Here is a 17,677-nt window from a genome sequence, read left to right on the forward strand (position 1 = left end):
CTCGACCCGTCGTGGGGGACACTGGGCCCGGAAGGTGATGAACGGGAGGAGGCGATGGGTGAACCGCCACTGGAAGCTGCCCCTCGGCGTCCTCCTGATCCTCATCGGCGGCCTGTGGATCGCTTCAGGGTCTCGGCTACGTCGGCGGCAGCATGATGACCCGCGTGGTCCTGTGGGCTGTCGTCGGTCCGGTCGTCGCCCTCGTCGGTCTGCTCTTCGTGCTCCGGTCGCGGAACCCGCCAGACTGACCGGGGGTCAGCCCTCGGCGAGGCATCTCGTCTCGCATGGTCGTGACCACTCCGATACCTCTGGAGGGCGGATCCGCTGCATGATGGGCCTGTACTCGTCGGTAGGTCGCAAAGGAGCCCTCATGACCAATCTCGCCACGAACCTCGTCGCCACCGCCACGAGGCTGCCCGACAAGGTCGGCATCAAGCTGGACCAGGCCGAGGTCACCTGGAGCCAGCTGCACGGCGCAGCGGCGAAGGTCGCCGGCCAGCTGCGCGAGGCCGGTCTCGAGCCCGGGGACCGCGTCTCGCTCATCCTGCCCAACGTGCCCGCGTACCCGGTCCTCTTCTACGGCACGCTCCTCGCGGGGGGCATCGTCGTGCCGATGAACCCGCTCCTCAAGAGCGGCGAGATCGCGTACTACTTCCAGGACGCCGGCACGAGCTTCTCTTTCGTCTGGCCGGACTTCGCCGAGGAGGCGCGCAAGGGCGCCCAGATCGCCGCGGGCGAGGGCGTCACCACGCAGGTCATCGAGTGCACCGCGATGGGACCGGCCGCGGGCGCCCTGCCGGACGCCGACCCGCTGCCCGAGCCGGTGGAGCGCGCTGACGACGACACCGCGGTGATCCTCTACACCTCCGGGACGACGGGCAAGCCCAAGGGCGCCGAGCTGACCCACTTCAACCTGCACCGGAACGCGGCCCGCTCCTCGGACGACGTCATGGTGATGACCGAGGACGACGTCATCATGGGCTGCCTGCCCCTCTTCCACGTCTTCGGGCTGACCTGTGGCCTCAACACGAGCGTCCTCCGCGGGTGCACCCTGACGCTGATCCCCCGCTTCGACCCGGCCAAGGCGCTCGAGGTCGTGGGCCGGGACCACGTCACGATCTTCCAGGGCGTCCCGACGATGTACGCCGCGATGCTGAACCATCCCGACGCCGACGCGGCGGAGACGTCGAGCCTGCGCACCTGCGTCTCCGGGGGGTCCGCCCTGCCAGAGGCCGTGATGCGCAACTTCGAGCAGAAGTTCGACGCTCAGATCCTCGAGGGCTACGGCCTGTCCGAGACCTCCCCCGTCGCGTCCTTCAACATGCCCGACCGGCCGACGAAGCCGGGCACGATCGGCCGGGCGATCCCCGGCTGTGAGATGAAGCTGGTCAACCTCGACGGCACCGACACGGCTCCGGGGGAGATCGGCGAGATCGCGATTCGCGGCGAGAACGTCATGAAGGGCTACTGGGGCAAGCCGGAGGCGACGGCCGAGGCGATCCCCGACGGCTGGTTCCGCACCGGTGACCTCGCGACGGTCGACGAGGACGGCTACTTCACCATCGTCGACCGGAAGAAGGACATGATCATCCGCGGCGGCATGAACGTCTACCCCCGCGAGGTCGAGGAGGTGCTCTACACGCACCCGGATGTCCTCGAGGCCGCCGTCGTCGGGATCCCGGACGACGTGATGGGTGAGGAGATCGGTGCCGCCGTCGCGCTGAAGCCGGGCTCGGAGACGACGCTCGACGAGGTCCAGGAGTACGTCAAGGAGCGGATCGCCGCCTACAAGTACCCCCGTCGGCTCTGGAGGCTCGACGAGCTGCCGAAGGGCCCCACCGGCAAGATCCTGCGCCGCGAGGTACGCCCGCCGGCCTGATCGTCCGGCCCACCACGAGAGGCCGCATCCCTCCGCGGGGATGCGGCCTCTCCCATCCCCGCCGTATGCCGCCGGGCTCGCTCCCGCGGGACCGTCCAGCTCCCCTCCGGCCGGGTCGCGGGTGGGTTAGCACCTGTGGACGCCGGGGTAGGGGGCGAGGCATGTGAAGCCCCGAGCAGTGCGGGCTCAGAGCATCGTTCTGCGACGCGGTGAACGGCTGCGTCGTGACCCCCGAAGAGGAGCACACATGTCCCAGTTCAGCGACGGACCGTCGTCCGGGAGCCTGCAGGACGCAGGCCCTTCCCAGACGTATCCCACCGACCCGGGCCCCAGCGGCTCGACGAGCGCGACGAGCTCGTCGGGCACGAACCCCACGAGCAGTAACCCGACCGGCAGCAGGACGGAGGCGGCCAAGGAGGCCGGCCGGGAGACGGCCCACGTGGCCAAGGGCGAGGCGAAGCACGTCGCCGAGACGGCGAAGCAGGAGCTCGGCAACGTCACGTCGACCGCCACCGACCAGATGCGCCGCCTGATGGACCAGTCCCGGTCCGAGCTGACCGAGCAGGCCCGTTCGCAGCAGCAGCGGCTCACGACCAACCTCCGCAGCCTGACCGAGGAGCTCGACTCCATGGCCGGCACCGGACAACCAGGCGTCGCGCACGACCTGGTTCGAACGGTGTCCCAGCAGGCCCGGGCACTCGGCGACTGGCTCGACGGCAACGAGCCCGGGGCCGTCCTCGACGAGATGAAGCGGTTTGCCCGGCGCAAGCCCGGCACGTTCCTCGCCGTCGCCGCCGGGCTGGGCCTCCTGTCGGGACGCATGACGCGCGGCCTCGCCGCCACGTCCCAGGACGAGAGCGCCCCGGCGACCGGTGCCTCCCGCGCGGCGTCGGGCTACCCGGCCTACGGCACGCCGTCCTACCAGGCTGCATCCGGCACGCCGGGTGCCTACGCGGGACGGACCGAGCCGGTCATGGACGGCCCGCTCGCCACCACCGGCACGACGGCGACCCTTCCCACGGCGCCGACCGGTGCAACGAACCCGACCGGCACTGCCGCCTCCGGCACCGCCGCCCACTCGGGAACCCTCGGCGCCGAAACCCTCGACGCAGAAGACCTCCGCGCCGACGAGACGGCGCGCGGCGAGTGGATCGATGGGGGTGACGCCCGATGATCGACGCTCCCGGCTCACGTGGGGTGCCGCCGCCGCGCGAGACGACCGACACCCTGCCGGGTGAGCCGTTGAGCTCGCTCGGGGACGTGGTGGCCGACATCGCCAAGGACCTGTCCACCCTCGTCCGCCAGGAGACGGAGCTCGCCAAGGCCGAGCTGCGCGACTCGGCGAGACGAGCGGGCAAGGGATCCGGCCTGTTGGGCGGCGCTGGACTGGCCGGCTGGTTCGTCCTGTTCTTCCTCTCGGTCGCCCTGTGGTGGGCCATCGGGAGTGCCCTCGGTCTCGGCTGGTCGGCGCTCATCGTCGCCGTCCTCTGGGGCATCGTCGCCGCGGTCCTCTACTCGCTGGGCCGTGGAGAGCTCAAGCGGGTGCAGGGCCTCCCGAAGACGACCGAGACCGCCAAGCAGATTCCTGACGCCATGAAGGGGAACGCATCATGACCGACTACGAGACCGAGCGGCTGCGCACCGAGGTGGAGCGCACCCGTCAGGACCTGAGTGACAACGTCAACCGGCTCGGCACGACCGTGTCTCCGAGCACCATCGCCGAGCGACAGAAGGCCAAGATGAGCCAGAAGGTGTCGACCTGGCGTGAGCGGCTCATGGGAGCCGCGGAGGACGCCAAGCACTCCACGATGGGCACCGCCCATGGGGTGACGGACACCGGCCACACGGCCGTCGAGAACGTCCAGGAGATGGGCCACGACATGAGGCTCAAGGCCCGGCAGCAGGCCCAGGGCAACCCGCTCGCTGCGGGGGTGGTCGCGTTGGCCGCGGGCTGGTTGGTGGGGTCGGTGCTGCCGGCCTCCGAGAAGGAGAAGCAGGCGGCTACCGCCGTCAAGGAGCAGGCCCAGCCGTTCGTGGAGCAGGCCACCGCCGAGGTGAAGGCGGCCGGAAGCGAGATGGCCGAGCACCTCAAGCAGCCGGCCCAGGAGGCCGTCGAGGAGGTCAGGACCGCGGCGGCCGACTCCGCCCAGGAGATCAAGAGCCAGACGCAGGGCGCTGCTGACTCCGTCCGGACCGAGGCCGAGTACCAGGCGCGCGACGTCAACAGCTGACCCACGTCGCGTCTTGCGAGCGCGGTCCCGGTCGGGGGGCCTCAGGGCCTCCGACGACCGAGGCCGCGCTCGCGTATCTCGTCCACCGTCCGAACGCCGCTGAGGGCCATGGTGAGGTCGAGCTCGGCCAGCAGGTGCTCCAGGACGGCTCGGGCGCCGGCCCCGCCTTGCAGGGCCAGGCCATGCACCCACGGTCGCCCGACCAGCACGGCATCGGCGCCGAGCGCGAGGGCCTTGTAGATGTCGGAGCCGCTGCGGATCCCGCTGTCGAAGAGGACCGGCACCCGCCCGGCTGCCCGTTCCACGATGGGCGGAAGCGCGTGGAGGGAGGCGATCGCACCGTCGACCTGGCGGCCACCGTGGTTGGACACGACGATGCCGTCCACCCCGATCTCGACCGCCCGAACCGCGTCCTCAGCGGCTTGGATTCCCTTGAGCAGGATCGGCAACCGGGTCCGGTCCCGGAGCCGGCCGAGGTCGCTCCACGTGAGTGAGGGCCGGGAGAAGACCTCGAGGAACGTCTCGACAGCGGCACGCGGCAGCGGTGAGCGGAGGTTGGACCGGACCGGACCGGGCCAGTGCCTGGCCATCGACAGGGCGGCGGCGAGAGCGGCCCGGGTCGGGCGCGGCGTCGGCTCGGGTGGGACCAGGGGGTGCGCGACCCGGTCCTCGACGAGCTGGCGGAAGACAGGGTCGCTGATGTACTGGGCCAAGCCCTCGGCGCGGGTGAACGGCAGGCTGCCGAGATCGAGGTCCATCGTCCGCCACCCCAGCGTGTGGGTGTCCAGCGTGACGACGAGGGCGTCGCTGCCGATGGCCTCCGCCCGACGCACGAAGGACTCGACGAGGTCGTCGTTGCTGCTCCAGTAGAGCTGGAACCACCGTGGGCAGTCCCCGAGTGCCGCCGCAGTGTCCTCCATCGGGGTCGAGCCCTGGCTGGAGATGACGACGGGCAGACCGAGCTCGCGGACCCCTTCGGCCAGCTCGACATCCGCCCGCGGGTGCGCGAGCTCGAGCGCGCCGATGGGGGCGAGCAGCACGGGTGCCGGCAGACGCCGGCCGAACAGCTCGACGGAGAGGTCCCGCGTGGAGACGTCGACGAGCATGCGCGGCACGATCGGGGCCTCGTCGAAGGCCGCCCGGTTGGCCACGTCCGTGCGCTGCTGTCCGGCACCCCCTGCGAGGTAGGCCCAGGCCCGGGCGCTCAGCTTGCGGCGGGCCGCCTCCTCCAGCGCTCGCGGCGCCACGGGAACCACTGGTCGCCGTCCGAAGAGCCCCTCCCGGTAGATCCGGGACTGGACTCGCCGACCCACGCTGTCCTGTTCGCTCATGCGGTCCAGCATGGCGGCTCGTCGGGTCCGCCGGGGGCCCGCGGGGGCCCGCACTGCGGGCCGGACTGGAACTCGAGGTCAAGGTCGCCGCCGCCGGTCACCATCCTGATGTCGCCGCTCGCCAACGCCGCGGCCGAGTCCGCCGGCACTCGTGACGACCGGGCCGGACCCACCCCAGCCACGGCAAGCCCGGGTCGGTGGGAGCGGCTGGCGGTGGACCAGCCCCTCCCCCGATGGCAGGGTGACGACATGCCCTCTCCGACAACCCCGGTGCAAACCCCGGCGCCTCTGCTCACCGACGGCACGGTGACGCTGCGGCGGCACACTCCCGCCGACGCCGACCGCATCGTCGAGCAGTCGACGGACGAGTCGTCGCTGCGGTGGACCACGGTCCCGCGGGGCTACACGGGCGCGCACGCAGTTGAGTTCCTCGAGCAGGTCACGCGCGCCTGGGCGGATCCGGGCGGGACCCGCTCCTGGGCCATCGAGATCACCGGTGATGACGGCAACCCGCAGTTCGCCGGCACGATCGACGTCCGCCCCGGTGCGTCCTGGGACCACGCCTCACTGGGGTTCGGCCTGCACCCTGCGGCGCGAGGGCGTGGTGCCATGGCTCGCGCCGTGCGCCTCGTCGCGTCCCACGCCTTCGAGCACGGGTTCTGGGGTCGGCCGTTGAGGCGCATCCACTGGTGCGCCCTCGCGGGCAACTGGCCCTCACGCCGCGTCGCCTGGGCCGCCGGATTCACCTTCCACGGCACCCTGCCCGGCACCGACGCCGACCCGGTCGACCCGGACGGCCCGGCCCTGGACTCCTGGCACGCCAGCCTCGCGGCCGGGGAGCCGATGCAGCCACGCCACCCCTGGATGCAGCCAAAAGTCTTGCCGGGTGAGCGAATTCGGCTCCGCGGGTGGCGGCCGGAGGACCTGACGGCCATCGAGGAGCGCACCGACCCGGCACACTGGTTCCCGTCGGCCAACCCGCTCCGGCCCGACACCTTCGACGCCTGGCTGCTCCGGCGGCACGAGCTGATGGCGAGCGGAATGTCCGTCGAGTGGGCCATCGCCGAAGCCGACACCGACCGGGCGCTCGGCCACCTGACGATCTTCCTGCGCGGCGGGACGCTCACCGGCGACGTCGCGGAGCTCGGCTACCAGCTCATGCCCAGCGCTCGAGGCCGGGGCCTGACCAAGGCGGCCTGCCGTCTCGCCATCGCCCACGCCTTCGAACCCAGAGAGGCGGGGGGCCTCGGCCTGCGCCGGCTCGTCGCCGAGACCGCCGCCGACAACCTGGCCAGCAACGCGGTGCTGCGAGCGGTCGGCTTCACCGAGTTCGGCCGGGAGCACGCGACCGACGAGCTGCCCGATGGCAGGTTCGAGGACGCGCTCCACTGGGAGCTGGTCCGGCACCCGCCCTTGTAGGGGCCCGCTCCGCAGGGCCTGATGACATGATCGGTCGATGGCCCGCGCGTCACGTCTGCCGATCCGAGACGCCGACGGCGCCGACCGCTTCGAGGCGTTCCTCGTCAGCGCGGTGCTCTCGATCGCGGTCACGCGGATCTTCCTCGCCGTGACGGGCTACCCGCAGCTCGGGGGCGACACCCTTCACTTCGCACACGTCCTGTGGGGCGGGATCCTCATGCTGCTCGCCCTGCTGCTCTTCATGCTCTTCATGAGCCGGACGGTGCGAATGGTGGCGACCATCTTCGGCGGGGTCGGCTTCGGGCTCTTCATCGACGAGGTCGGCAAGTTCGTGACGGGCGACAACAACTACTTCTTCGAGCCGGTCGCCGCGATCATCTACGGCGTCTTCATCGCGATGTACCTCGGGGTGGCATACGTCGTCCAGCGCCACCCCCTCACCGACCGCGAACGGGTCGTCAACGCGGTCGAGCTGCTCAAGGAGTGGGCCGCCCACGACATGGATCCCGCCGAGCGGGCTCGCGCCGTCGACCTCCTCTCCCCGGTGCGGCCCGACAACACCATCGCCGCCTCGCTGCGCTCGGTGCTCGTCACCCTTCCCACCTCGACCGGCTCGAGGTCCCTCGTCTCACGGGTCTACGCGGCGGTCCGTGGTTTCATCGTCGGCCTCCCTCGCCTCGAGTTCATCAAGCGGATCTCGATCGTCGCCTTCTGCCTCTTCGTCGTGTTCTCCGCGGTGGGTCCGGTCGCGGGCCTCCTCGACGACGCGGATCTGGTCGCTTGGGTCTACGCGGGCTTCGCCGTGGCGTCCGTCGCCGTGAGCGGCTGGGCTCTGCTGCGGTGGCGCGCCGAGGACAGACAGGGGTCGCTCCAGCTCTTCGAGCTCGCCCTGCTGGCGCAGCTGTTCATCGTCCAGTTCTTCCGGCTGCTCGAGGAGGAGTTCGCCGGCTACCTCCTCGTCTTCACCAACCTTGCCCTCCTCGGCCTCTGCCGCGCGCTGCGCGTCGAGGATCGTGCGCCGCACCGCTCGGAGGCGGAGCCGGCCCTTCCCATCGGGGAGGACCCGCCGGCCAGGCCCTGACGCCGCGCCTGACGAGGCCGTGTGCCGCCGCGCTGGCTCAGCGGCACACGACATCGCTGCTCTGATGCTCGGTGGAACCGGCTCAGGCGGCGACCGGCCGCTTGCGCGGACGGCCCCGGGGCCGCTTGAACGCGACGACGGCGCCGTCGACGATCAGCTGTCCACCCCAGACCCCCCAGGGCTCACCTCGGTCCAGCGCGCCGGCGAGGCACTCAGCCCTGAGCGGGCACGCTCCGCACAGGGCCTTGGCGAGCTCGACCTCCTCCGGCCGCTCCGCGAACCAGAGCTCCGCGTCGTACTCGCGACACGGGATCGTCTCGCCGTGGTGGAGCACCTCGCCATCGAGGTGGGGCTGCTTGCTCTCCTTCATCGTTCTCCCCTGTGGTCCGGGCGCACCCGTGGAGGCTGCGCGCCTGGCTCTGACGTGGGCCCCGCCGTGGCGCGGGGCCGCTTCAGTGGAACTGACCGGTGAGATCTCCCTTCGTCGGTCCGGCTCTTCCCCCCGGCAGCCGGGGTCAGACCGCCGGCAGCACGGTGTGGTTGCGGTGGAAGGTGTTGTCCGGGTCCCACTGCGCCTTCACCTGCGCCAGCCGCGTGTAGGTGTCAGGCGGGTAGATGTCGTGGATCCGGCCGGGCCCGTCGTCGTAGACGAAGTTGGCGTAGCCACCCGGGGTGCCGTCGCAGAGAGCGGCCTTGAGTGTCTCGAGCCACGGCAGCTGGGCCTCCAGCTCATCCGCCCGACTCACGATCGCCGCGACGTTGAGCATCAGGGCCCGCTGCCGATGTGCGTACGCCGTCGCATCCGTGCGCACCCGAGCGATGGCCCCGCCCAGCGGACGCAGCTGCACCACGGCCATCTGCACCTCCGGCTTCGCGAGCTGCGCCGTCAGCGTGTCGAGGACGAGCTGGGCGCCCGCGCCGTCGACGTCGTCGGCGTAGCCGTTGCGACCCGCGGCGACCGGGTGGTAGTCGTCGGGCTCGGGCTGGAACATCCCGGCGTAGGGCATCTCCTGCAGGAGGTCGGCGAGGGGCGGAGCGAGCGCCCGGAACGGTGCGAGCACGGGCTCGGCCTCGGCCGCGGTCCCGACGAACGTCAGCAACGCGAAGATGACGAGCTGGCCGTGCTGCGCCGGCTCGAGGAACGGCATGGGGGGTGCCGGCATGACGTTGACGATGCAGGTGAGCTCGTCCGGAGCCTCCTGGGCGTGGCGCACGAACCCTGCGATGGTGTCGGCCGTCGCCGGCAGGATCAGCATGCCGCCGAGGACCTGCTCGACTCGGTGCAGGCGGAACGTGAACCGCGTGACCACCCCGAAGTTGCCTCCGCCGCCGCGGAGCGCCCAGAAGAGGTCAGGGTGCTGGTCCGCGTCAGCCACGACGACGCGCCCGTCTGCGGTCACGAGCTCGACGGCGAGGAGGTTGTCGATCGTCAGGCCGTGCAGTCGGCTGAGGAACCCGACACCACCGCCGAGCGTGATGCCGCCCACGCCGACGGAGTCGGTGTCCCCGAACCCGAGGACGAGGCCGTGCTCGGCGAGCGCGACGGTGACCGCCCCCGCGGTCGCACCGCCACCGACCCGGGCTGTCCGGTTGTCGATGTCGATCTCGACGGAGTCGAGGTGGCGCAGATCGATGACGAGTCCACCCTCGACGGTGCTGTGGGCCGCTCCGCTGTGACCACCGCCCCGGACGGCGATCTCGAGGCCGTTGGCCTGAGCGAAGGCGACGGCGGCGGCGGTGTCGTCGGTGTCGCGCGGCTGCACGATGACTGCCGGGGTCTGGTCGAGGTGCCGGAAGAAGACATGGCGGGCGTCGTCGTAGCCATCCGTCCCGGGGGTGAGAACCTCACCGGTGACGGTCTCGGCGAGCCCGCGGAGTCGCTCGCGGTCGAGGGTCGCAGAACCATGTGTGGAGGTCATGGCGTCCATCCTTCGAGTTGAAGTGCACCTGAAGTCAATGCGGCGTGTGCGGCCGGTTCTCGGCCTCCTTTCCATGACGTCGAACGAGGGCACCCGAATCTGACGCGACAGGTGGATCTCTTGTGACACTGCCGCTCGACCGTACGTCGCGCCACCGACAGGCCGAACGATTCTGCGGAGAGTTCAGCCCAGCGGCGTAGGCCGCGGCGGCGCGCCTACGCCCCGGGGTGGAGCCGCGCTCGCCGGTGCGGTCCAGCGCCGGGCCGGACGGTCCGCCAGAGCAGGCCGAGTGCCAGGAGCTGGGTCGCCGCCACGGTGACGACGAGGGCAGGCAGGGAGACGTCGTAGAGCCAGCCGATCCCGGCCCCACCGATGACCGCGAAGGCGCCCTGGATGCCGGCGAAGACGCCGTAGGCCGTCGCCCGGCGTCCGGCCGGAACGAGCTCGGCAACAAGGGCCTTGACGGCCGAGTCCTGGATCCCCAGGGCCAGCCCCCAGACGACCACTCCCGCGAGCACGAGCCCGAAGGACTGGGTGAGGGCCAACGGGGGGACGGCGGCGACGAGGACCGGCACGACGAGGAGGACGTGGGCACCGGCGCGGTCGTAGACCCAGCCCACGAGGAGCGCGGACACCGCCCCGACCGCCATCGCCGCGGCGTAGACGAGCGGCACCGTCGCGAGAGGCACCACCGCGTCGGCAGTCAGGTGGTAGCCGATGATGCCGAAGGTGACGAGGCCACCGGTCGTCAGGCTGGCCGCCACCGCGAACCTGAAGAAGTCGCCGGGCAGGTGGCTGCCGACTGCGTCAGCGAGCCACGCCCGGACCGCACCCCGCGTCCGTATGCCGCTGGGCTCGCTCCCCGGATCATCGCTCGCCGGGGGGTGCGCGGCGTCGGGGGTGCCGGTCACCGCCCCCAGGTCCGGCACCCTGGCCCGCAGCACCAGCAGGACCGCGATGGCGACGACTCCGGGGACCGCGAGGACGAGCATCCCGGGCCAGATCACGCCGGTCGCGGCGACGACCGCGGCGACGACGAGCGGGCCGGCGAAGGCGCCGACCTGGTCCATGGCCTTCTGCACGCCGAAGCCGCGCCCCCGGCCGAGGGCGCCGGCTGCGTGCGCGAGGAGCGCCGACTTGGAGGGGCTGCGAATCGCCTTCCCGCTCCGCTCGAGGAGGATGAGGAGCGCGGCCACCGCCAGCCCGGCCCCGCCGAGGAACGGGGCCACCGCGAGCAGCGGCACACACACCACGGTCAGGGCGTAGCCGCTGATGGTGAGCAGCCAGTACCTCCCGGTGCGGTCGGCGAGCGGGCCGAAGACGAGCCGGAGCACGAGGGCCATCGCCTCGCCGAGCCCGGTGACGACCCCGACGACGAGGCCGCTCGCGCCGAGCGACGCCAGGAGCGGGCCGTACATCGACCGGGCTCCTTCGTAGACCATGTCCGCGGTGAGGCTGATGACGCCGAACCACAGCACGATCCGCCAGCTCGACATCGGTCTCGTCACCCGCACCATGATGCCGCCTCGCGATCCGGTCAGGGTGCGCTCAGGGTGGGGGCCGGGTTACTCCGGATGGGCCGCACTCCGCCGGCCGGGGACCGACGGCTTTCGCCGCGGTCGTCACCAGCGGCGTCGGCGCCGCATCCGTCGCCGTGACGGCCGCGGGCCGGCTCCTCGGGCTTCTCGCCGCGGACCTGCCCACGGTGCTGACCACCGGCGGACCGGTGCTCGTCGCGGCCGGCCTCGCGATCCTCCTCGGCCGGCTCGTCCTCGCGGGTCGTCTCCCGGTCCCGGCCGCCCTCGTCACCGCGCTCGGTGCGGGTCTGCCTGCGCTCCCGTTGGATCTGGTGCCGCTCGGGGCCCTCACAGTCCTTGCCGGCCTGGGGCCGCTGCTCAGACGCGGCTGACCCGGCAAGATGTGGGCATGCGCGCCACGACTATCCACGCCCCTCGCGACATCCGCCTCAGCACCGTGCCCGACCCGACCATCACGGCTCCCACGGACGCCATCGTCCGCGTCCTCGCCGCCTGCATCTGCGGTTCCGACCTCTGGCCCTACCGCGGGGAGAACCCGATCGACGAAGGTGTCACGATCGGGCACGAGGCGGTGGGCGTCGTCGAGGAGGTCGGAGCCGAGGTCACCTCCTTCCGTGCGGGCGACTTCGTCATCGTGCCGTTCGACCACTGCGACAACACCTGTCCCCACTGCCTGGCCGGGGTCCAGTCCGCGTGTGACCACCTCGGCTTCACCACGAGCGGCCAGGCCGAGCTCACCCGGGTCAACCAGGCGGAGGGGTCGCTCGTCAAGACCGAAGGCACCATTGACGACGCACTGCTGCCCTCGCTCCTCGCCCTCTCGGACGTGATGGCGACGGGATGGCACGCCGCGGTCGCGGCCGGTGTGCGTCAAGGCGGCACAGCCGTCGTCGTCGGCGACGGCGCCGTCGGGCTGTGCGGGGTCATCGCCGCGCACGAGCTCGGTGCCGAGCGCATCATCGCCATGTCGCGACACGCCGACCGGCAGGCGCTCGCTCGTGAGTTCGGAGCGACCGAGGTCGTCGCGGAGCGGGACGACGCGGGCGTCGCGGCAGTGCTCGAGCTGACCGGCGGGGTCGGTGCGGACGCGGTCCTTGAGTGCGTCGGGACCGACCAGGCGATCAGAACGGCATTCGAGGTGGCTCGCCCGGGCTCCACGGTGGGCTTCGTCGGCGTGCCCCACGGGGTGGAGCTTCCCGTGCGGCACATGTTCCGCCGCAACATCGGCCTCGCCGGCGGGATGGCCCCGGTGCGGCGCTACCTTCCCGACCTGCTCGACCGCGTGCTCGACGGCCGCATCGACCCCGGCCGGGTGTTCGACCTGACGCTGCCCCTGGACGAGGTCGCAGAGGGCTACCGGGCGATGGACGAGCGCCGAGCCATCAAGGTGCTCCTGCGACCCTGACGCCGGCGGCGTGCGGCCGCACCGAGGCCCGCGGCCGCGGCACAGAGGAGGCCGAGCGTGAGGAGGCCGAGCGTGCGGAGGCCGCGCCTGACAAGGAGGGCCGGGCCGGGGCCCGGCCGCCTCATGTGGCCGCGTTGACGAAGCCGATGACGACCGCGCCCCACCAGCCGACCTGCGAGACCGCCGTGGAGAGCATCATCCGGTGCCACTCGCGCTCGGGCACGTCGACCGGCGACGCGTCCGCGGAGAGCGAGGCCAACCGCAGCCGGACCGGAGCCATCACAGCGCCGTTGACGCAGACGGCGAGGACGAGGGCCAGCTTGAGCAGCGTCAGGGGGGACCCGATGTCGGGGCGGAGCAGCGTGCCGGTGAGGAAGAGGCCCCCGAGTCCGGCCCAGATGATCGGCGAGGCGGCCGCTGCGAGGCGGGTCGACTCGGTCAGGGCCCGACGGCCGGAGAGCCAGAGCAGCCCGTGCCAGTCGACGAGGAGGACGGCCCCGAAGGACACGACGAGGGACATCACGTGAAAGGCGCTGACGGTCGGGCGCCAGGAGTACGACTCGGGGACCAGCCTGGAGAGGGCGATGCACGCCGTGAAGGCCGCCAGCACCACGACGAGGCGATGGAGCGGACCGAGGCGAGCAGTCGCCGCGAAGACCCCGTCGCCCACGACGGCCCTCTCGAGTTCCCGCGCCGCAGCGGCTGCCGGGGCCGCTCCCGCGGCGGAGTCCACCACCCGCGGTCGGACCGGCCTGGACGGGCGGCCGCGCGGGGTGACCGCGCGCCGGCCCGGGGCCGTCGACCCCCCGCGCCCCGTCGCGGGCTCCGGTGGCCGCGTCTCCTGATCAGGCAGAACGGGCAGAACGGGCCAGTCGAACGCGCGCCAGTCCGGCCACTCGTCGTCGATGCGCTGACGCACCGGCCGGGCGTCCCAGGCAGCGTCCGGCCGGTATGAGCGGGGCTGCTGCTCGGGGTCGGTCTGCTCGGGGTCGGTCTGCTCGGGGTCGGTCTGCTCGGGGTCGGTCTGCTCGGGGTCGGTCCGTTCGGGCCCGACCTCGCGGGTGCTCGCATCCCGGAGCCACCGCCGGAGAGTGCTCGCGCTGACTCCGACCTGCTGCGCGGCGCCGGCGACCGTGACGCCCTGGCGGCGGGCCAGGGCGACCGCATCGGCTCGGAACTCGTCGGAATACCGCTTCGGCCGTTCCGGCTTGGTCGGTGGCGCGCGACGGCTCGGCAGGTGGACCACGACCGCCTCGTCCGGCTGGTCGCGGTGCGGGTCCTGGTCCGCTGGGGACCGTTCCATGGGTGGGTGGGACATGAGCAGTACCTCGTACTTCCCCCGGGCCGGGTCTGCCCTGGCAGATCCGGTCAACTCTGCGAGAATAGCGACCCCGACCGGCCTCTGGTGCCCGCACGTCCCGCGGGGACGCGGCAGTTCCGCCTACAGTGGAGCGGGTACGTGTTCGGGCAAAGGCCACATGGGGGTAGTGCGATGACACAGGAGCCAGGCACCCGCCGGGAGCGCCGCGAGCTCGAGCGCCGGGCGCGCGGGCCCGCTGCTGCCGTCGCCATCGTCGTCGTCGCCCTGCTCGTGCTCGGAGGTGCCGTGTGGTTCGGCAAGGACCTCTTCGTCGGGTCCCCGACGGCGGCACCGCTGGCTCCCGCCACCACGGCCGCCCAGACGACCACGAGCCCACCGGCCACCAGCCAGCCCACCACCGAGGCGACCGTGTCCGAGACCCCGACGCCGACCGTCGACCCCGTCGCGGCGGCCGTTGACGAGTGCCGCAGCGCCTGGGCGCGGCAGGTCAAGGCTGCAGCGGCTGCCTCGACGGCCCTGCGGGAGTGGGACGCCCACCTCGACATCATGAACGACCTGCAGGCCGGCAAGATCTCGTTGGCCAAGGCGAAGAAGGACTGGGCGCCCACCACGGCCAAGGCACCCCAGCACATCGCCGCCTTCCACTCAGCCGACCGGACCTACCGGTCGGCGGAGCAGCGCTGCGCCCTCCCCGAGAACGCGCCCACCGGCGACGAGGCGAAGGCCCTCTCGACCTGCGCCGCGAGCATGAAGGTGGTCGACGGGATCCTCGCGAAGGCCCGCGCCGCCGTCGAGCCCTGGGAGACCCACCTCAAGGACCAGTCCCACTTCAAGGCCGGGGGCATCACCGCGATCCGGGCGGAGGCCCTCTGGCGGTCCCTCTGGCAGAAGGGCCTCAAGCGCAACCCGCCCTACTTCAGGGCGGTCGCGGCCGGGGCCAAGGCGACCTGTCCGATCGCCGGCTGAGCGGGATCGCGACGCGGTGCGTCTTTACCAATTCATGGACAGCCCGTTACCTGAACGTGACATCCGCGGACGAGTCGTCTAGTGTCATGCCCAGCCCCTTCCCCCAGTTGGGGCTGGCCCGAGGTGGACGCCGAGTCCTGCCAACGCCTTGAGTCCCGTTTGACCCGCATGGCAGGAGCGGGGGAACCACCGTTCCTCCGAGCGTCGTGGAGCCGGATCGTTCCGGCTGCGCGCCGCTCTTGGGGTGTAGCACCTCGACGACGGCCTCCGGGCCGGAGAAGAGAGCCGGGCAACCTTTCGCCCGAACCCGACAGCTAACCTCGTAGGCGCGAGAGGTTCTCTGTGAAGACTGACAACCGTCCCGGGCGCCATCGGGCGCCGGGTGGCTACAGCCCGCTCGTCGAGCTCAAGAGCATCGCTCGCGAGTCCGCGCAGCCGGCCATGAAGGGCGCCGCAGTCGTCGCCGCCGCCGGCGGAATCGTGGCCACGCTGTCCACCCCGGCTTCGGCCGAGTCCCTGTCCGACACGTCCGCAGTGGCTGCGGTCGCCGCACCGAAGGTCGCCGCACCACGGGCAGCTGCTGTCGTGGGCCCCGCCTCAGCCATCGCTGCCCCCGCGGTCGCCGACTCGCACGCGCTTCGCTCCATCGGGTACGCGACGGCGCCGGAGAAGGCCGCCACGGCGAAGCCGATCGTCATCAAGGACGTCGTCGTCGAGAAGAAGCGCCAAGAGGCTGCCCGCAAGGCTCGGGAAGCGGCCGAGGCCCGCCGTGAGGCCGCCCAGCGCGCCTCTCGCGACGCGACCCGCTCCACGCTGACCTCGTCGACCTACACGTCGAAGTCGACGGTCAACGGCTCGTCCGGCCGGAAGTCCGCGTACAACTGGGGGACTGCCGGCCAGTGCACGTGGGGCGCGCTCAACAAGTGGTACCAGTCCGAGGGCTACTACCCGGGTGGCTGGACCGGCAACGCGATGACCTGGGGCTACGGAGCCGCCAATGCCGGCTACACCGTCACGAGCACCCCGCGGACCCGCTCCATCGTCGTCCTGCAGCCGGGGGTCCACGGCTCCTCGAGCGTCGGGCACGTGGCCTGGGTCATCGGGGTCAACGGCAACGAGATCACCATGGTCGAGATGAACGCGCTCGCCGGGCCGTACAACTACAACACGCGCACGGTCACGCACGTCGGCGGGATGCAGTACATCTACGCTCCGTGACCGGCTGAGAACAACGCAGTTCCGAGAGCGGGACGGGTGCCCACGCACCCGTCCCGCTCTGGCGTCCTGCCAACCCGCGACGCCGCCGCGGGTTGGCCCTGGAACCCCGATCGGTGAGACTGGGGTATGCGGACCGCCTTCGTCGCCGGGTCACTGGCAGCCGTGCTGGCCGCCGGCGCCTGCACGAGCAGCGGTTCCCCTCCCCGCGCCCCCACTCTGATCCCCACTGCTCCGGCCGAGACGCAGCGCTCGTCCACGAGCCCGTCCCCCGTCGCCCCGCCGTCTGCCTCTGCGTCTCCCCCAGCCAGCCCGACGGCCGGTCCCACGGGCGACGGCCGCGAACGGTCCGACCCCGCGTTCATCGATGCGCTCTTCGAGACCGACTTCGACGGCCGCGACCTGCGCCTCGGCCGCGAGGGCGGGAGCACCGACGCCTACCGGCAGTACTTCGTCACCTACCGGGGTGACGGCCTGCGGATCTCGGGGCGGATCAACATCCCGCGCGGCAGCGGCCCCTTCCCCGCCGTCGTCCTCGCGCACGGCTACGTCCCCCTCGAGCAGTACACGAACGGCGCCACCATGCTGCGGGAACGTGACCACCTCGCCCGGAAGGGATACGTCACGCTCCACATCGACTACCGGAACCACGCCCAGTCCGATGACGACCCCGACAACGGCCCCAACCTCCGGATCGGCTACACCGTCGACGCGGTCAACGCCGGACTGGCCCTGCAGCAGCTCGACGCCGTCGACCCCGACCGGATCGGAATCATCGGGCGTTCGATGGGAGGGGGCGTCGTCTACGGCGCGCTGGTCGCCGTGCCGGGACTCTTCAAGGCGGGGGTCGCCTACAGCCCGGTCAGCTCCGACACGGTCGACAACTTCAACCGGTGGGTTCGCCGTGACCGCGACCGAGGCGGCGACGCCCGAGCGGTGCTGCGCCGCCTCGGGGCCCCAGAGCGCGCACCGCGGACCTGGGCCCGGACCAGTCCCCGCACGTACTTCGACCGGATCACCGACCCGATCCTGATCCACCACGGCACGGACGACGAGGACTGCCCGATCCGCTGGTCCGAGGAGACCGTGACCGCTCTGAAGCAGGCCGGCAAGAAGGTGACCTACCACGTCTACTCCGGCGAGCGGCACACCTTCACGTCCCAGTGGCCGCTGTCGATCCGGCGCACCGAAGCCTTCCTCGACACCAACCTGCGCTGAGGGACCGCGGCCGCGATTCACCAATCCCCCACGGGAGGGATCGCCTCAGGTCTACCGTGACAAGCGTGACGCTGGCCACCAGTCACGCCATATGAGAAAACCGCAGGCGGGGGTCCTCATCGCGAGGTGCGGGTCCGCGCCCGACCGAAGGGGA

16 protein-coding genes and 1 riboswitch are annotated in these 17,677 nt (G+C 71.8%); of the genes, 11 read left to right on the forward strand and 5 right to left on the reverse strand.

Features of this window, described 5'->3' with window-relative positions:
• Positions 1 to 370 precede the first annotated feature (370 nt).
• The 4 genes from INTCA_RS17880 (at position 371) to INTCA_RS17895 (ending at position 4,110) form a co-directional block, all read left to right on the forward strand.
• A complete protein-coding gene (locus INTCA_RS17880; RefSeq protein ID WP_013494333.1) occupies positions 371 to 1,879 on the forward strand; it encodes a long-chain-fatty-acid--CoA ligase in 1,509 nt (502 codons plus the stop codon).
• Positions 1,880 to 2,126: 247 nt separating this feature from the next.
• On the forward strand, positions 2,127 to 3,053 hold the full coding sequence (locus INTCA_RS18835) for a hypothetical protein (protein WP_013494334.1): 927 nt from the start codon (positions 2,127 to 2,129) through the stop codon (positions 3,051 to 3,053).
• Positions 3,050 to 3,493 carry a phage holin family protein gene (locus tag INTCA_RS17890; protein WP_013494335.1) on the forward strand — a complete coding sequence of 148 codons (444 nt, stop codon included), beginning with the start codon at positions 3,050 to 3,052 and terminating at the stop codon, positions 3,491 to 3,493. The genes INTCA_RS18835 and INTCA_RS17890 overlap by 4 nt, the downstream gene beginning before the upstream one ends.
• Complete coding sequence (locus tag INTCA_RS17895) at positions 3,490 to 4,110, forward strand: DUF3618 domain-containing protein (protein ID WP_013494336.1); 621 nt, start codon at positions 3,490 to 3,492, stop codon at positions 4,108 to 4,110. Before INTCA_RS17890 ends, INTCA_RS17895 begins: the two co-directional genes overlap by 4 nt.
• A 41-nt stretch (positions 4,111 to 4,151) precedes the next feature.
• Here INTCA_RS17895 and INTCA_RS17900 read toward each other — a convergent pair whose 3' ends face one another.
• Entirely contained in the window at positions 4,152 to 5,441 is a 1,290-nt protein-coding gene (locus INTCA_RS17900) for an alpha-hydroxy-acid oxidizing protein (RefSeq protein WP_041309047.1), read from the reverse strand.
• Positions 5,442 to 5,690: 249 nt separating this feature from the next.
• Here INTCA_RS17900 and INTCA_RS17905 point away from each other — a divergent pair, with 249 nt between their 5' ends.
• Together INTCA_RS17905 and INTCA_RS18840 are read left to right on the forward strand one after the other, a co-directional pair.
• On the forward strand, positions 5,691 to 6,860 hold the full coding sequence (locus INTCA_RS17905) for a GNAT family N-acetyltransferase (protein ID WP_041309049.1): 1,170 nt from the start codon (positions 5,691 to 5,693) through the stop codon (positions 6,858 to 6,860).
• A gap of 37 nt (positions 6,861 to 6,897) precedes the next feature.
• Complete coding sequence (locus tag INTCA_RS18840) at positions 6,898 to 7,941, forward strand: hypothetical protein (protein ID WP_013494339.1); 1,044 nt, start codon at positions 6,898 to 6,900, stop codon at positions 7,939 to 7,941.
• Between the two features lie 82 nt (positions 7,942 to 8,023).
• Here the strand turns inward: INTCA_RS18840 and INTCA_RS17915 are convergent, their stop codons facing one another.
• The 3 genes from INTCA_RS17915 to INTCA_RS17925 all read right to left on the reverse strand — a co-directional run bounded on the left by INTCA_RS17915 (position 8,024) and on the right by INTCA_RS17925 (position 11,377).
• Positions 8,024 to 8,311: a WhiB family transcriptional regulator gene (locus tag INTCA_RS17915; protein WP_013494340.1), complete on the reverse strand. Its 288-nt coding sequence runs from the start codon at positions 8,309 to 8,311 to the stop codon at positions 8,024 to 8,026.
• 145 nt (positions 8,312 to 8,456) lie between these two features.
• Positions 8,457 to 9,860: an FAD-binding oxidoreductase gene (locus INTCA_RS17920; RefSeq protein ID WP_013494341.1), complete on the reverse strand. Its 1,404-nt coding sequence runs from the start codon at positions 9,858 to 9,860 to the stop codon at positions 8,457 to 8,459.
• A 215-nt stretch (positions 9,861 to 10,075) separates the two neighbouring features.
• Positions 10,076 to 11,377 carry an MFS transporter gene (locus tag INTCA_RS17925; protein ID WP_013494342.1) on the reverse strand — a complete coding sequence of 434 codons (1,302 nt, stop codon included), beginning with the start codon at positions 11,375 to 11,377 and terminating at the stop codon, positions 10,076 to 10,078.
• Positions 11,378 to 11,514: 137 nt separating this feature from the next.
• On the opposite strand from INTCA_RS17925, the gene INTCA_RS17930 reads away from it, so the two are divergent.
• Together INTCA_RS17930 and INTCA_RS17935 are read left to right on the forward strand one after the other, a co-directional pair.
• Positions 11,515 to 11,769 (forward strand): hypothetical protein, encoded by a 255-nt coding sequence (locus INTCA_RS17930; RefSeq protein WP_013494343.1) that lies wholly within the window; start codon positions 11,515 to 11,517, stop codon positions 11,767 to 11,769.
• A 17-nt stretch (positions 11,770 to 11,786) separates the two neighbouring features.
• The gene (locus INTCA_RS17935) at positions 11,787 to 12,803 is read left to right on the forward strand and encodes a zinc-dependent alcohol dehydrogenase family protein (RefSeq protein WP_013494344.1); all 1,017 of its coding nucleotides are present in this window, start codon (positions 11,787 to 11,789) and stop codon (positions 12,801 to 12,803) included.
• 121 nt (positions 12,804 to 12,924) lie between these two features.
• Here the strand turns inward: INTCA_RS17935 and INTCA_RS18845 are convergent, their stop codons facing one another.
• Positions 12,925 to 14,121, reverse strand: a complete 1,197-nt coding sequence (locus tag INTCA_RS18845) for a transposase (protein ID WP_013494345.1) — start codon at positions 14,119 to 14,121, stop codon at positions 12,925 to 12,927.
• A gap of 174 nt (positions 14,122 to 14,295) precedes the next feature.
• Between INTCA_RS18845 and INTCA_RS19945 the strand changes: the two genes are divergently transcribed.
• From INTCA_RS19945 to INTCA_RS17955, 3 genes are all read left to right on the forward strand, one after another.
• Positions 14,296 to 15,090 (forward strand): hypothetical protein, encoded by a 795-nt coding sequence (locus INTCA_RS19945; protein WP_013494346.1) that lies wholly within the window; start codon positions 14,296 to 14,298, stop codon positions 15,088 to 15,090.
• Positions 15,091 to 15,224: 134 nt separating this feature from the next.
• Positions 15,225 to 15,430: riboswitch (cyclic di-AMP (ydaO/yuaA leader) on the forward strand.
• A 2-nt stretch (positions 15,431 to 15,432) separates the two neighbouring features.
• Positions 15,433 to 16,308: a CHAP domain-containing protein gene (locus INTCA_RS17950; RefSeq protein WP_013494347.1), complete on the forward strand. Its 876-nt coding sequence runs from the start codon at positions 15,433 to 15,435 to the stop codon at positions 16,306 to 16,308.
• Between the two features lie 126 nt (positions 16,309 to 16,434).
• Positions 16,435 to 17,523, forward strand: a complete 1,089-nt coding sequence (locus INTCA_RS17955; RefSeq protein WP_013494348.1) for an alpha/beta hydrolase family protein — start codon at positions 16,435 to 16,437, stop codon at positions 17,521 to 17,523.
• The last annotated feature ends 154 nt before the right edge of the window (positions 17,524 to 17,677 follow it).

Source organism: Intrasporangium calvum DSM 43043 (genome assembly GCF_000184685.1).
Taxonomy (GTDB): domain Bacteria; phylum Actinomycetota; class Actinomycetes; order Actinomycetales; family Dermatophilaceae; genus Intrasporangium; species Intrasporangium calvum.

Excerpts from the sequence above, each read along its gene's own strand:
- INTCA_RS18835 (WP_013494334.1), top strand. The coding sequence starts at position 2,127 with ATGTCCCAGTTCAGCGACGGACCGTCGTCCGGGAGCCTGCAGGACGCA.
- INTCA_RS17905 (WP_041309049.1), top strand. The coding sequence starts at position 5,691 with ATGCCCTCTCCGACAACCCCGGTGCAAACCCCGGCGCCTCTGCTCACC.
- INTCA_RS18840 (WP_013494339.1), top strand. The coding sequence starts at position 6,898 with ATGGCCCGCGCGTCACGTCTGCCGATCCGAGACGCCGACGGCGCCGAC.
- INTCA_RS17900 (WP_041309047.1), bottom strand. The coding sequence starts at position 5,441 with ATGAGCGAACAGGACAGCGTGGGTCGGCGAGTCCAGTCCCGGATCTAC.
- INTCA_RS17890 (WP_013494335.1), top strand. The coding sequence starts at position 3,050 with ATGATCGACGCTCCCGGCTCACGTGGGGTGCCGCCGCCGCGCGAGACG.
- INTCA_RS17925 (WP_013494342.1), bottom strand. The coding sequence starts at position 11,377 with ATGGTGCGGGTGACGAGACCGATGTCGAGCTGGCGGATCGTGCTGTGG.
- INTCA_RS17915 (WP_013494340.1), bottom strand. The coding sequence starts at position 8,311 with ATGAAGGAGAGCAAGCAGCCCCACCTCGATGGCGAGGTGCTCCACCAC.
- INTCA_RS17920 (WP_013494341.1), bottom strand. The coding sequence starts at position 9,860 with ATGACCTCCACACATGGTTCTGCGACCCTCGACCGCGAGCGACTCCGC.
- INTCA_RS17895 (WP_013494336.1), top strand. The coding sequence starts at position 3,490 with ATGACCGACTACGAGACCGAGCGGCTGCGCACCGAGGTGGAGCGCACC.
- INTCA_RS19945 (WP_013494346.1), top strand. The coding sequence starts at position 14,296 with ATGACACAGGAGCCAGGCACCCGCCGGGAGCGCCGCGAGCTCGAGCGC.
- INTCA_RS17955 (WP_013494348.1), top strand. The coding sequence starts at position 16,435 with ATGCGGACCGCCTTCGTCGCCGGGTCACTGGCAGCCGTGCTGGCCGCC.
- INTCA_RS17880 (WP_013494333.1), top strand. The coding sequence starts at position 371 with ATGACCAATCTCGCCACGAACCTCGTCGCCACCGCCACGAGGCTGCCC.
- INTCA_RS17935 (WP_013494344.1), top strand. The coding sequence starts at position 11,787 with ATGCGCGCCACGACTATCCACGCCCCTCGCGACATCCGCCTCAGCACC.
- INTCA_RS18845 (WP_013494345.1), bottom strand. The coding sequence starts at position 14,121 with ATGTCCCACCCACCCATGGAACGGTCCCCAGCGGACCAGGACCCGCAC.